Annotated in this window: 11 protein-coding genes; 6 read left to right on the top strand and 5 right to left on the bottom strand. The window is 62.9% G+C overall.

Going from position 1 to position 13,202, the window contains the following annotated elements:
* Window positions 1–30 precede the first annotated feature (30 nt).
* A complete protein-coding gene (locus FGD77_RS19605; protein WP_255012975.1) occupies window positions 31–1,584 on the bottom strand; it encodes an MORN repeat-containing protein in 1,554 nt (517 codons plus the stop codon).
* A gap of 196 nt (window positions 1,585–1,780) precedes the next feature.
* Between FGD77_RS19605 and FGD77_RS19600 the strand changes: the two genes are divergently transcribed.
* Window positions 1,781–3,445, top strand: coding sequence for an NAD+ synthase (locus FGD77_RS19600; protein WP_255012973.1), 1,665 nt, complete (start codon window positions 1,781–1,783; stop codon window positions 3,443–3,445).
* 33 nt (window positions 3,446–3,478) lie between these two features.
* Here the strand turns inward: FGD77_RS19600 and FGD77_RS19595 are convergent, their stop codons facing one another.
* On the bottom strand, window positions 3,479–3,874 hold the full coding sequence (locus tag FGD77_RS19595) for a metallopeptidase family protein (RefSeq protein WP_255012971.1): 396 nt from the start codon (window positions 3,872–3,874) through the stop codon (window positions 3,479–3,481).
* An 87-nt stretch (window positions 3,875–3,961) separates the two neighbouring features.
* Complete coding sequence (locus FGD77_RS19590) at window positions 3,962–5,875, bottom strand: bifunctional 2',3'-cyclic-nucleotide 2'-phosphodiesterase/3'-nucleotidase (protein ID WP_255012969.1); 1,914 nt, start codon at window positions 5,873–5,875, stop codon at window positions 3,962–3,964.
* Window positions 5,876–6,092: 217 nt separating this feature from the next.
* Between FGD77_RS19590 and nudC the strand changes: the two genes are divergently transcribed.
* Together nudC and FGD77_RS19580 are read left to right on the top strand one after the other, a co-directional pair.
* The gene (nudC, locus tag FGD77_RS19585) at window positions 6,093–7,061 is read left to right on the top strand and encodes an NAD(+) diphosphatase (RefSeq protein ID WP_255012967.1); all 969 of its coding nucleotides are present in this window, start codon (window positions 6,093–6,095) and stop codon (window positions 7,059–7,061) included.
* Between the two features lie 65 nt (window positions 7,062–7,126).
* The gene (locus FGD77_RS19580; protein ID WP_255012965.1) at window positions 7,127–7,594 is read left to right on the top strand and encodes an SRPBCC family protein; all 468 of its coding nucleotides are present in this window, start codon (window positions 7,127–7,129) and stop codon (window positions 7,592–7,594) included.
* Window positions 7,595–7,695: 101 nt separating this feature from the next.
* On the opposite strand, the gene FGD77_RS19575 is transcribed toward FGD77_RS19580, so the two are convergent.
* The gene (locus FGD77_RS19575; RefSeq protein ID WP_255012964.1) at window positions 7,696–8,208 is read right to left on the bottom strand and encodes a hypothetical protein; all 513 of its coding nucleotides are present in this window, start codon (window positions 8,206–8,208) and stop codon (window positions 7,696–7,698) included.
* 253 nt (window positions 8,209–8,461) lie between these two features.
* A complete protein-coding gene (locus tag FGD77_RS19570) occupies window positions 8,462–9,295 on the bottom strand; it encodes a prephenate dehydratase (protein ID WP_255012962.1) in 834 nt (277 codons plus the stop codon).
* Between the two features lie 143 nt (window positions 9,296–9,438).
* Here FGD77_RS19570 and FGD77_RS19565 point away from each other — a divergent pair, with 143 nt between their 5' ends.
* From FGD77_RS19565 to FGD77_RS19555, 3 genes are all read left to right on the top strand, one after another.
* Window positions 9,439–9,960 carry a cytochrome c family protein gene (locus tag FGD77_RS19565; RefSeq protein ID WP_255012960.1) on the top strand — a complete coding sequence of 174 codons (522 nt, stop codon included), beginning with the start codon at window positions 9,439–9,441 and terminating at the stop codon, window positions 9,958–9,960.
* 245 nt (window positions 9,961–10,205) lie between these two features.
* On the top strand, window positions 10,206–12,104 hold the full coding sequence (locus tag FGD77_RS19560) for an extracellular solute-binding protein (RefSeq protein ID WP_255014348.1): 1,899 nt from the start codon (window positions 10,206–10,208) through the stop codon (window positions 12,102–12,104).
* A 7-nt stretch (window positions 12,105–12,111) separates the two neighbouring features.
* Window positions 12,112–13,200, top strand: coding sequence for a microcin C ABC transporter permease YejB (locus tag FGD77_RS19555; RefSeq protein WP_255012958.1), 1,089 nt, complete (start codon window positions 12,112–12,114; stop codon window positions 13,198–13,200).
* The last annotated feature ends 2 nt before the right edge of the window (window positions 13,201–13,202 follow it).

Below are 13,202 nucleotides of genomic sequence, written 5' to 3'. Positions count from 1 at the left end.
CCTCGGGTTTTGGACGCAGGGATGCGCCGGTTACTCTATGGCGGTGCCGTTATCCGGTGTCGCAAGTTCGGTGCTGCCCCGTTGCGGCAAAGAATCGCGCGTAACGCTGGGCGCTGTATCGGGCGCGGCCTCGGCCGGGGTGCCCGGCGCGGCGGCAGCGTCGCCGGGGGGCGCGCCGACCGGCAATGCGCCGTCCTGCCACTCGCCGCTTTCGACCTGTCCCGAGGCATAGCGCATCGTGCCTGCGCCCTGCCGCTTGCCATCGACAAAAAGGCCCTCATAGACGTCGCCGTTCACATAGGTCGCAACGCCGGTGCCGTTGATTTCGCCGTCCTTCCAGTCGCCCTCGTAGACGAAACCGTCGGGCATCACGATCTTGCCGGTGCCGTCGCGCTGCCCGTTCACAAAGCCGCCGCTATAGACGGTGCCGTCGGGGTAGGTGGCGGTGCCCTGACCCTGACGTTCGCCATTTGCCCACTCGCCCTCATAGCGATAGCCGTCGGCGTAGGTCATCACGCCCTGGCCGTGGTTGCGCGCGGCCTTGAACATGCCCTCATAGATCAAACCGCTGGGATAGGTGGCGCGGCCTTGCCCCTCGATCACGCCATCGGTCCATTGGCCGTCATATGTGGCGCCGTCGGGATAGGTGATCTTACCCTCGCCATTGGCCAGATCATCGCGGAATTCACCCTCGTAGACTGACCCGTCGGGATAGGTGACGCGGCCAGTGCCTGAAATCTTGCCCGCCACCCAGCTGCCTTTGTAGACATAACCATCGGTGCCGGTGAAAATGCCCTGACCGTCGCGTTTGTCGTTGGCGAAATCGCCCTCGTAGACGTCGCCGTTATCATAGACGACGCGGCCTTTCCCCTCGCGTCGCCCGGCGACCAGCGCGCCCTCGTAGACGTCGCCATTGGGCTGGGTCAGCTTGCCCATCCCGTTAATCTGGCCGTCTTTCCACAGGCCGGTATAGATCAGCCCGTCCGGCATGGTCAGCGTTCCCTGGCCATCGCGCGCGCCGCGTTTCACTTCGCCCTCGTAGGTGGCGCCGTCGGGATAGGTGATCGATGCCTGACCGTCCTTGACGCCCTCGACCCAGTCGCCCTCGTAAACATAGCCCCCCGGCGAGGTCATCGTGCCGCGCCCATGATGCATGGCGTTCAGGAATTCGCCCTCATAGCGCACCCCGTTGGCATAGACGGCGATGCCGCGCCCGGTGATCTTGCCATTGACCCAGCCGCCCTCGAAGGTGCCGCCATCGGTAAACACGATCTTGCCGGTGCCGTTCGGCTTGCCCAGTGCGAATTCGCCCTCGTAGACCGACCCGTTGGGAAAGCGTGCGGTGCCCTTGCCCTTGATCTCACCCTCGTTCCAGTCGCCGCTGTATTCATAGCCGTTTGGCAGGGTGTAGGTGCCGGTGCCGTGCTGAAGCCCGTCCTTGAACGTGCCCTCGTAGACGCCGCCATCATCATATTGTTTGGTCTGGATCGCGCTGTCCTGAGCCGTCAGCCCAGTGCTTAGCACCCCTGCGATCAGCCCCAGTGATGCGGCGAAAACGATCGGTCGTGTCGATTTGGATACCATGCTGTGCCCCGGATGCCCTGTCGCCGCACCCTTGGGCGCAGCTTTCGGGCAAAACTACTGGACGGACCCCCTCGGGGCAACGCGATTCGTCCCTAACGGCGCGGTGGCGCCCGCTGGGGTACATTTTGACCATTCCGCGATTGGGGTTGGCGCAAAAACACTCTAGATCAGGGCGGGACCAAAGAAGGAAACGCCCATGTCCGACAGCTTCCGCCTGACTCTTGCCCAGCATAACCCCACGGTGGGGGATATTGACGGCAACGCCGCGCAGGCCCGCGCCGCATGGAACGCCGCCGTTGACGCTGGCGCGGATATGCTGGCGCTGCCCGAGATGTTCATCACCGGCTACAACACGCAGGATCTGGTGCTGAAGCCCGCCTTTCATCAGACGGCGATCGCCGCGATCCACGCGCTGGCGGTTGACTGCGCGGACGGTCCGGCGATTGGCATCGGCGGTCCGGCTCTGGAAGGGGCCGAACTGTGCAATGCCTATTACGTGCTTCAGGGGGGCAAGGTCACGGCGTGCGTGCTTAAACACCACCTGCCGAATGAAACGGTCTTTGACGAGGTGCGGCTATACGGGTCGGCGCCGCTGAGCGGGCCTTATACCGTTGGGGACCTGCGCATCGGCAGCCCCATTTGCGAGGATGCCTGGCACGAGGATGTGGCCGAAACGCTGGCCGAAACGGGGGCGGAATTGCTGCTGGTGCCCAACGGATCGCCCTATTACCGCGGCAAGATGGAGGTGCGCCAGACCATCATGGTCAGCCGCGTGATCGAGACGGGCCTGCCGCTGGTCTACCTCAACATGACCGGCGCGCAGGACGATCAGGTATTTGATGGCGGCAGTTTCGTGCTGAACCCCGGCGGCGCTCTGGCCGTGCAGATGCCGCTGTTCGAGGCGGGGCTGGCGCATGTCGATTTCACGCGCGGGCCGCAGGGCTGGACTGCGCAGAAGGGCGATCTGGCCCACATCCCGGATAATCTGGAGCAGGATTATCACGCAATGGTCGTCGCCCTGCGCGATTACCTGCGCAAGGCAGGCTTCAAACAGGTTCTGCTGGGGCTGTCGGGCGGAATCGATTCGGCCATCGTCGCCGTTATCGCCGCCGATGCGCTGGGCGCAGACAACGTGCGCTGTGTCATGCTGCCCTCGGAATATACGTCGCAGGCTTCGCTGGACGACGCGCAGGCCGTGGCCGAGGCGCTGGGCTGCCGCTATGATTTTGTCCCGATTTCAGAGGGGCGCGCGGCGATCACCGCGACACTGGCACCCCTGTTTGAGGGGGCCGAGCCAGATGTGACCGAGGAGAACATCCAGTCCCGCCTGCGCGGCCTGCTGCTGATGGCGATGTCCAACAAATTCGGCGAAATGCTGCTGACCACGGGCAATAAATCCGAGGTGGCAGTGGGATACGCCACCATCTATGGCGACATGAATGGCGGCTACAACCCGATCAAGGACCTCTACAAGACGCGGGTGTTCGACATTTGCCGCTGGCGCAATGCGCATCATCGCGACTGGATGATGGGACCAAAGGGCGAGGTGATCGCAAACCGCATCATAGACAAGCCCCCCTCGGCCGAACTGCGGGACGATCAAAAGGACAGTGATTCGCTGCCCGATTACCCGGTGCTGGACGGGATACTTGAGCTGCTGATCGATGGGAATGCGAGCGTGGCCGACTGCGTCGCTGCGGGCTATGACCTTGCGGATGTGAAGAAGGTCGAGAACCTAATTTATATCAGCGAATACAAAAGATTCCAATCGGCGCCGGGCACACGGCTGAGCAAGCACGCCTTCTGGCTGGATCGGCGCTATCCCATCGTAAACCGCTGGCGGGACAAGAGCGGGGGGTGAATTGCATGCGCGTCGGCATCGCTGGCGCGCGGGCTATTCCCACCAGCGGTCGATGCTGGCGATGTCATCATCCGACCAGCCGAAATGATGGGCGAATTCGTGGATCGTGACATGGGCGACAAGCTCTTGCAGGGTTACGTTGTCGCGCGTCGCCAGCTCCGCCAGGATCGGCTGTCGGAACAACCAGACCGTATCGGGCCAGGGCGAGGGGTAGGATATCGATTTTTCGGTCATCGGTACGCCCTCGTAAAGGCCGGTCAACGCCAGCGGATCGTTCATCTCCAGATCGGCCAGCATGGCCGCGTCTGGCAGATCCAGCACTCGCAGCACCACCTCTGCCGCGGCGGCGGCAAAGGGCGCGGGCAGGGCTGCGACGGTGTCGCGCGCGATCTGTTCCATCTGGTCGAGGCTGGGTATCTGCTGGCTCATCCCGGACATATGGGCGGTGGGGACGGCAAAGGAAAGAGCGCGCGTCGGCCAGATACGACAGGACGCGCGGACAGCGCGGGCCGGACGTCAGAGCGAAATGCGCAACCGCAGGAAGCCATCTTGGGTCAGGCCCATATCCTCGACGCCCGGGCCTGTCAGCGCGGCGGGATCGCTGCGCAGGGCCGGGCCGGTATCTAGCATGACCGCGTTGCCGGGCATGGGATGAAAACGCCAGTTTGCGCTGTAATCATCCGGAACGGCCAGCGGCGCGCGCGCGATTTCATCGGCCAGCTCGTCGCGCACAAGGCGGTCGGACGCGTGCACGACGTTGCCCCCGCGCATCGGGCTATAGGCGCCTCCGCCTTGTGCGCGATAGGTGCTGGTCGCCAGCAGAAACCTGTCCACCGGGTCCAGCGGTCGGCCGACATGGCGCAATTTGCGGATGCGCCGCGTATCGGCATTGATCAGCGCGCCGTTGCGGTCATAGCGCGGCGGCGCCGATAAATCGATCTGGTAGGTCAGCCCGGCAATGACATCAAAATCATGCCCTGGCACGGCGGGATCGCGCAGCATCGCCTCGGGCGTATCCGCCCTCTGCGTGGCAAAGCAGATCGCGGAACGCTCCAGCCACTCGTGCAGCTCGGCGCCGGTGATCAGCAGACCGCACAGATGGTTCGGCAAGGAGTAAAGATCGGCTGCGTGGCGCAGCGAAACCGGCCCGGCAGGTATATCGCTGAAATTCAGTGGCCCGCCGCGCCCGCCTGTCTTGAACGCCGGGGTTGCGGACAGGATCGGCAGCCCTTCATGCGCGGTGCCGGCAACGGCGCGCGACAGGATGCGCTGCTGTAGCAGGTTGACAGCTGCCACCGACGGATCTGGCCGCGCCAGCGCAAGATAGCTGTGGAGGCGCTGCGCGCAGTGCCCGATCGGCTTGCGCATATGGCGCAGCGTGATGGTGTGTGCGGCGCGCACCGCGTTGGACATTTCGGGGTCGGGCGGGATGGCCGGCTGCGCACACGGCGTTGCGACCGCGCGCAATCCGCAGCGATGGGCGGTGATGCCCCAGCGCCCGCCCCGGCGTGTCAGCGTCAGGTCCATGACACCCAGATGCGAGCCGTAGGCGCCAGCCATCAGCGCGGGCGTGCCGTTCAGCGCGCCAACCTCATGATCGACGCCGCCCGCCGCGTCCGCGCGTCCGGGCTGTGGGAACAGATCGTGGCTGTGTCCGGCCATGATGGCATCGACCCCCGGAATGGCCGCCAGCGCCAGGGCTGCATTCTCTGCCATCGGCTGAGGCGCGGCGGTGTCGATGCCGGTATGGGCCAGCAGCAGCACCAGATCGGCGCCGGCGGCGCGCACCTTCGGGACCATGTCGCGCGCAGTCTCGACCATGTCGCGCGCACACAGATGCCCCGCCAGATGCGCCTTGTCCCAGATGTTGATCTGCGGCGGCACCAGCCCGATGACGCCCAGCGTCAGGTCATGCATCTGCCCGGTCGCGTCACAAACGCGCCGTGGCAGCAGAAGGTAGGGCGGCAGGTAACTGCCCGTCGGCGCTGCGCCCGGATGCGCGACCACATTGGCGCAGGTGAAGGGAAAGGTGGCATCGGCCAATGCCCGGTCCAGCCAGTCGAGGCCGAAGTTGAATTCGTGATTGCCAAGGCTCGCGGCGTCATAGTTCAGCCGGTTCATCGCGTCGATGACAGGGTTGGGGCCGCGCCAGCCGCTGCCGAATTGGCCGGTGACGTCGCCAACAGGGGTGCCCTGAAGCGCGTCGCCATTGTCGAACAGCATCGTATTGGCCACCTCGGACCGGGCCGCGCTGATCAGCGTCGCGGTGCGCGACAGACCATAGGGGCGCCCGCCCTCGTCGGCGTAATAATCATACGGTAGCAAATGCGCATGCAGATCGGTTGTCCCAAGAAGGCGCAGCTGCAAGGACACATCTTCGACCGCCTCAACGGCGGTATGCGGCGTGGCAAGGGGGAGCTGTGCGTTCATTCTCTTTCCCGAAGGGGGCTGGGCGGGATTGCCCATTTCGGCCATGTCTGGGCACAGTTAGGTTTTATCACAGCCTTGGATGTTATCCACAGTTTTATACAACCCATAGGCGAGTGTGGCATATTTGGCGACGCCTGTTGCTGCCATGTTACCCCGCTTGCGCGGCAGTGGGGGGCATGGCACGGGATGCGCAGGCGGCGAGGCAAGGGAGACGCATGTGAAATTGGCCGAGGGCGTGACATTCGCAGGGGCGGCGCTGGACCGCGCGGCGCATCTGCGCGGGAACGCGGCACAACTGGACCGAGCCATCGCCGAGCTGGGCGCCGAAACGATCCTGATGTGGCGCGGCAAGCCGTTGGTGTATGCGGGTGCGTTGGCGCCGCTGGTACGATTGCGGCCTGATCATCCGGTACTGGCCGGGACGCGCCGCATTTTGCTGGGGCGCGAGGGGGGCACGGGGCCGTTGATCCTGGTGCATGACATCTCGCACTGGGTGCCCGAGGGGCAGGATACAGGCACGTTGAACAGCTTCCTGGATCCCAGCGAGCAGCGTCATCCGGCCTTGCCCGAGACGTTCATTTTCGCGGAACTGCGCCGCATCATGACCTTGCTCACCCCGCGCGATGCCGAATTGGCGGCGACGGCGCGGGGTCTTTTCGGCTGGCACGACAGCCACGGGTTCTGCGCCTGCTGCGGTGCGCCCAGCGATATATCGATGGCGGGTTGGCAGCGCCGCTGCCCGGTCTGCGCCGCGCCCCATTTCCCGCGCACTGATCCGGTCGTCATCATGCTGATAACACATGGAAACTCGGCGCTTCTGGGCCGCTCTCCCGGCTGGCCCGAGGGAATGTACTCGCTGCTGGCTGGATTTGTCGAACCGGGCGAAACCATCGAGGCCGCCGTGCGCCGCGAAGTCCATGAAGAGACGGCGATCAAGGTCGGCGAAGTCGGCTATCTGGCCAGCCAGCCCTGGCCGTTTCCAGCCTCGCTGATGATGGGCTGCTACGGCACCGCACTCGGCCGCGACATCACTGTTGATCCCACCGAAATCGAAGATGCGGTCTGGGTCACCCGCGAGGATATGATGGAGGCATTTGCGGGGCGCCACGCGTTTTTGGCCCCCGCGCGGCGGGGCGCAATCGCGCAGTTTTTGCTATCCAACTGGCTTGCGGACCGGCTGGATTGAGGCAACAGTAACCGCCCCGGCCTGCATGTATGGCGCGAGGCAATTGAATTGAGCAGGATACCCATATGAAGTTCGAGACACGCGAAGATATCGAAGCACCTATCGACTACGCCTTTTCGCAGATTTCGGATTTTGCCGTGCTTGAGCGGTCGTTGCAGCGGCGCGGCGCGGACGTAGAGCGCACCATAGACAAGACCCCGCCCGCGCCCGGCATCGTGTGGGATACCGCGTTCGACCTGCGCGGCAAACGCCGCCATTTGCGGCTGGAAATGATCTGCTATGAGCCGCCGACGCTCATGCGCTTTGCCGCGACGTCCAAATCGCTTGATTGCGATGTCGAGGTCGAATTGGTGTCGCTATCCCGCGGCCGTACGCGCATGGCGCTGGCTGCTGATCTGAAGCCCCGGACCATTTCGGCGCGCCTGATGGTTCAATCGCTGAAACTGGCCCGCACAAACGTCACCAAGCGGTTCGAGATTCGCACAGCCACGTTTGCCAGGGATCTGGAAGATCGGTATCTGCGCCGCGCCTGAGCCGGATCGGCCAGACCGGGAATCGGGCCGCTCTCCATACCCGACATTGCGCAAACTGCGGCAGGCGCCACACTGAGCAGCGCCTGCCATGATTGCCAAGGTCAGATCAAATCGTTGGTCTTGCGGTCTTCGATATCCCGCATGCCGATCTGGAAGCCGTCTTTGCGGTCTTCGATATCCCGCATGCCGATCTGGAAGCCGCCTTTGCGGTCTTCGATATCCCGCATGCCGATTTGGAAGCCGTCTTTGCGGTCTTCGATATCCCGCATGCCGATCTGGAAGCCGCCTTTGCGGTCTTCAATATCCCGCATGCCGATCTGGAAGCCGTCTTTGCGGTCTTCGATATCCCGCATGCCGATCTGGAAGCCGCCTTTGCGGTCTTCGATATCCCGCATACCGATCTGGAAACCGTCTTTGCGGTCTTCGATATCCCGCATGCCGATCTGGAAACCGCCTTTGCGGTCTTCGATATCCCGCATGCCGATCTGGAAGCCGCTTTTACGATCTTCGGTATCCCGTGCGCTGATAACCGTCTGGTCCAGTGAAATGACGGGTATGGCAAGGGCCGGTGTGGCGGCGGCAGCGATGAGGGCAGCCAGTGCGATGCGTTTCATTTTTTATCCTTCCTTTTCAAATTGATCTTCTGGGATGCGCGACGTCAGTGCCGCGTTGCCATACCCCAAGTATGAACCGATCGGCGCGCTCCGGGAACCTGCCTCGCCGCTCTGTGATTCCGCGCGCGCCTGCGGACACGCCCGAGTGACGCGGGGCGTCGCAACCGTGATCAATCTCGGCGGCGCGGACGTGTGAAAAGGCCCGCCAAAACGTAAGGCGGGCCATCAAATTATCCTAAAATCAATGGCTTGGTCAGTCTCTGCGCGGATCGCGCGGGTAAACGCCAAGAATGTTCATCTGGCTGGTGAAATATTCCAGTTCCTCCAGCGCCAATGCAACATTTGCGTCCTCCGGGTGCCCTTCGATGTCGGCATAGAACTGCGTTGCCGAGAACGATCCGCCAACCATGTAGCTTTCCAGCTTGGTCATGTTGACGCCGTTGGTGGCGAACCCGCCCATCGCCTTGTAAAGCGCGGCGGGAATGTTGCGCACGGTAAAGACCAGGCTGGTCATCATTCCCGCGTCGCCGCGCCGGGCCAGATCAGGTGCGGGCGCCATGACCAGAAACCGGGTGGTATTGTCGCCCTCATCCTCGATCCCGTCCGCCAGCGTATCCAGCCCATAGATTTCGCCGGCCAGCGCGCTGGCCAATGCGGCGGTTTCGGGTACGGCGGTCTCGGCGACCTGCCGGGCAGATCCGGCAGTGTCGGCGCCGGTGATACGTTTGATGCCGTGGGCTTCCAGAAATCCGCGACACTGGCCCAGCAGCATCGGGTGGCTCATCGCCTGCTCGATATCGGCCAGCTTTGTGCCCGGCAGCGCCAGAAGGGCGATGCGCACCCGAACGAACGCTTCGGCGATGATGTGCAGACCGCTGCCCGGCAACAGGTGGTGGATGTCGGCCACGCGCCCGAAAGTCGAGTTTTCAACCGGCAGCATCGCCAGATCCGCAGTGCCGCCGCGCACCGCCTCGATTGCGTCCTCGAAGGTGCGGCAGGGCAGGGCGGCGGCACCGGGATATGTTTCGCGGCAGGCCTGATGCGAATAGGCGCCGGGCTCTCCCTGAAAGGCGATGGTCTGGGTCATGGTCCGGCGTCCTTGCGTTTCGGGCCCGCCGGGCGACGTAAAACGGGCGGGGGCGGGCACTTGGTCGCGCAAACTATACCTTGCGCAAGGGGAGGGGAAGCGGATAGATACGCGGCCAAAGGATATCAAATGGAAGCGGGTACATGTTCGACACAATGACACTCACCAAGGTTCTGGGCGGCTTCTGCGGCGCGTTTCTGGTTTTCCTTCTGGGCAAATTCGTGGCCGAAGAAGTGTACGCCTCGCGCGTCGGCCTTCACGGCGAAGAAGTGATGCAGGGGTATTTGATCGGCACAGATGATGACGATAGCGGCGTCGAGGAGACAGCCGGTCCCACCTTTGATGAGGTCTATGCATCGGCCGATGCCGGCAAGGGCGAGCGCGTCTTTAACAAGTGCAAGGCCTGCCACCAGCTGGAACAGGGCGCCAATTCTACAGGTCCCTATCTGTATGGTGTCGTCGGGCGCGATGTGGATGCCGCCGAAGGCTTTGGCTATTCCGGTGCGCTGGAAAAGGTCGTCGACGTCTGGACGCCCGAGCATCTGAGCGGATTTCTGGAAAATCCGGCAGGCTACGCTCCGGGCACCGCCATGGGGTTTTCCGGTCTGAAAAGTGTTGATGACCGCGCCAATCTGATCGCCTATCTGGCAACTTTCGGCGGCTGAGCGCAGGCGCCCTGGCGTGGAAATTCAGGGGCGGTCCAGTTGGGCCGCTCTTTTTCTTTTTCCGCAGTAAACGTATGGTGGGCTGACGCCGCCATCCGCTTTCGGTGCTTGAATGTTATGGCCCCGCTCCGGTAGCTTGCGGCAAGATGCCCGACGCTTTGGCGCGCGGTGCGGTTCACTCAATGAGGATGCCCATGCCCCAGCGAAACACTGCCACGTCCCGCGCTAGCGCAGCGCCATTCGGCATGTCCGGCCTGTTTCGTGCCGCCCTGACCGGGCTGGCGATTGCCGCGCTGGCGGCGCAGGGCGCGCTGGCGCAGGATGCGGATGGCGAGATTACCCGCTCCCACGGGTACAGCTATTTTGGCGATCTGAAATATCCCGCCGATTTCACGCATTTCGATTACGTCAATCCCGATGCGCCCAAAGGCGGGGAAATCGCGCTGGATGCGTCCGGCACTTTTGATTCGATGAACCCTTATTCGCGCAAGGGCCGCGCCGGGGCCTATTCGTGGATGGTGTATGAAAGCCTTCTGGGGGAAATGCCCGCCACCAGCGAGGGGCTGCCGGCGGACACCTATGGCGAATCCTACGGTCTGTTGGCCGAAAGCCTGGAATATGATGCGGGAAAAAACTGGGTAATTTTTCACATGCGCCCCGAAGCGCGGTTTTCCGACGGCACGCCCGTCACCGCGCATGACGTGGTCTTTTCGCACAACCTGTTTCTGGACCAGGGGCTGCAATCCTATGCCGATGGGGTCAGGCGCCGGGTGACCGGCGCCGAGGCGCTGGACGATCACACCGTCAAATTCACCTTCGCCCCCGGTATTTCGCGTCGGTCGCTGGTCGATCAGGTGGGCGCCGTGCCGGTGTTTCCCAAGGCATGGTACGAGGAAACCGGCGCGCGTCTGGACGAGCCGCGCCTTGATGCGGCGCCCGGATCGGGACCGTACATGATGGACAAGGCCGAGGTGAACCGGCGTATCGTGTACAAGCGCAACCCCGACTATTGGGGCCGCGATCTGCCGATCAATGTGGGGCGGCATAATTTCGACACTATCCGGATCGAATATTTTACCGACGATTCTGCCGCGTTTCAGGCGTTTACCGCGGGCGAATACACATTCCGCCAAGAGACGAATTCGAAAACATGGGCGACGGGGTATGATTTTCCCGCCGTGCAAAAGGGATGGGTCAAGCTGGAGGACCTGCCTGACGGCACACCGCCCAGCCCCTCGGGGATCATCTTTAACCTTGGTCGCGAGACGCTGAAGGACAAACGCGTGCGGCAGGCGATCGCGCTGGCCTTCAACTTTGAATGGACGAACGAGAGTCTGCAATATGGTCTGTTCAAGCAGCGCGAATCCTTTGTTCAGGACACCCCGCTGCAAGCGATAGGCGCGCCCGAAGGGGCCGAACTGGACCTGCTGCAAAGCCTTGGCGACGTGATCCCGCCCGAGATGCTGACCGAGCCTGCGGTGATGCCGCACGCCTCGGATGCCGGTCGCCTGAACGACCGGCGCAACCTGCGCCGTGCGATGGGTCTGCTGGACGAGGCTGGCTGGCCCGTGGGTGCGGATGGCATGCGCCAAAATGCGGATGGCACGCACCTGAGCCTTGAATTTCCCATCCCGTCATCGGGGTCCGCCACCATCGGTGCGGTGGTCGAGAATTTCGTGCAGAACCTGCGCGCCATGGGTATCGACGCCAAGATGGAGAAGATCGATCCGTCGCAATACACCCTGCGCAGCCGCGACCGCGACTATGATCTGGTGTTCGGCAGTTATGCGTCATTTTTGCAGCCCGGTACGGGACTGATGCAACGCTTTGGCAGCCAGGAGGCGGCATTTAGCCTGTTCAACCCCGCCGGGCTGGCCAGCCCGATGGTCGATGCGATCATTGACGCGGCGCTGGAGACGGACGATCAGCAGACGCAGGACGCGGCACTGATGGCGCTGGACCGGGCGTTGCGCTACGAGCTGTTCATGGTTCCCGCCTGGTATAATGATGCCCATTGGGTCGCCTATTGGGACATGTTCGAGCATCCCGAAAAGATGCCGCCCTACGCGCTGGGCGTGCTGGATTTCTGGTGGGTCAACGCGGACAAGGCGGCGGCGCTGAAATCCTCCGGCGCGCTGAGGTAGCCGCAAGATGGGAGCCTACATACTGCGGCGTCTGCTGCTGATCATCCCTACGCTTGTGGGGATCATGATCATCAACTTTGCCTTGGTGCAGTTCGTGCCGGGCGGCCCGGTCGAGCAGGCCATTGCCAACATGCAAGGCAAGGGCGACGTGTTCGACAGCTTTGCCGGTGGCGGCAGCGATGCAGGCACGGCGATGGATGTCGGCGGCGGGGACAAATATGTCGGCGCGCGCGGTCTGCCGCCCGAGATGATCGCCGAGCTGGAAAAGCAGTTCGGTCTGGACAAACCGCCGCTGGAGCGGTTCGGGCTGATGATGTGGAACTACCTGCATTTCGATTTCGGCGAGAGCTATTTCCGCAAGATAAATGTGACCGATCTGGTGCTGGAGAAGATGCCGGTGTCGATCAGCCTCGGCCTGTGGTCGACGTTGATCGCCTATCTGATTTCGATCCCGCTGGGCGTGGCCAAGGCAGTGCGCGACGGCAGCAGTTTCGATACCTGGACCAGCGGCGTCATCATCGTGGCCTATGCGATCCCGGCGTTTTTGTTCGCGATCATGCTGCTGGTGCTGTTCGCGGGAGGCAGTTACTGGAAGCTGTTTCCGCTGCGCGGCCTGACCTCGGACAATTTCGAGCAGCTCAGCCTGATCGGCAAGGCGCTGGATTACCTGTGGCACATCGCGCTGCCGGTGCTGGCCAGCACCATCGCGGCCTTTGCCACGCTGACGCTGCTGACCAAGAACAGCTTTCTGGACGAGGTGAAAAAACAATACGTGATGACCGCCCGCGCCAAGGGTCTGAGCGAACGGCAGGTGCTGTATGGCCATGTGTTCCGCAATGCGATGTTGATCGTGATCGCGGGCTTTCCGACGGTGTTCATCGGGATCTTCTTTGGCGGATCGGTCCTGATCGAGACGATATTTTCGCTGGATGGGCTGGGCCGGCTGGGGTTCGAGGCGGCCGTGGGCCGCGATTATCCGGTGATGTTCGGCACGCTGTTCCTGTTCGGTCTGATCGGGTTGGTGGTCAATATCTTCAGCGACTTGATGTATGTGCTGGTCGATCCGCGCATCGACTTTGAAAAGCGGGAGGGCTGACG

The organism is Roseovarius sp. M141, from assembly GCF_024355225.1.
In the GTDB taxonomy this organism is placed as follows: domain Bacteria; phylum Pseudomonadota; class Alphaproteobacteria; order Rhodobacterales; family Rhodobacteraceae; genus Roseovarius.
Note: the sequence above shows the minus strand (reverse complement) of the source record. Positions and strands in the feature narration are given on the sequence as shown.

What these genes read in the sequence shown, in the direction of transcription:
- FGD77_RS19595 (WP_255012971.1), bottom strand. Translation starts at nt 3,874, where the DNA reads ATGAGCCAGCAGATACCCAGCCTCGACCAGATGGAACAGATCGCGCGC.
- FGD77_RS19580 (WP_255012965.1), top strand. Translation starts at nt 7,127, where the DNA reads ATGAAGTTCGAGACACGCGAAGATATCGAAGCACCTATCGACTACGCC.
- FGD77_RS19560 (WP_255014348.1), top strand. Translation starts at nt 10,206, where the DNA reads ATGTCCGGCCTGTTTCGTGCCGCCCTGACCGGGCTGGCGATTGCCGCG.
- FGD77_RS19575 (WP_255012964.1), bottom strand. Translation starts at nt 8,208, where the DNA reads ATGAAACGCATCGCACTGGCTGCCCTCATCGCTGCCGCCGCCACACCG.
- FGD77_RS19600 (WP_255012973.1), top strand. Translation starts at nt 1,781, where the DNA reads ATGTCCGACAGCTTCCGCCTGACTCTTGCCCAGCATAACCCCACGGTG.
- FGD77_RS19605 (WP_255012975.1), bottom strand. Translation starts at nt 1,584, where the DNA reads ATGGTATCCAAATCGACACGACCGATCGTTTTCGCCGCATCACTGGGG.
- FGD77_RS19555 (WP_255012958.1), top strand. Translation starts at nt 12,112, where the DNA reads ATGGGAGCCTACATACTGCGGCGTCTGCTGCTGATCATCCCTACGCTT.
- FGD77_RS19570 (WP_255012962.1), bottom strand. Translation starts at nt 9,295, where the DNA reads ATGACCCAGACCATCGCCTTTCAGGGAGAGCCCGGCGCCTATTCGCAT.
- FGD77_RS19590 (WP_255012969.1), bottom strand. Translation starts at nt 5,875, where the DNA reads ATGAACGCACAGCTCCCCCTTGCCACGCCGCATACCGCCGTTGAGGCG.
- FGD77_RS19565 (WP_255012960.1), top strand. Translation starts at nt 9,439, where the DNA reads ATGTTCGACACAATGACACTCACCAAGGTTCTGGGCGGCTTCTGCGGC.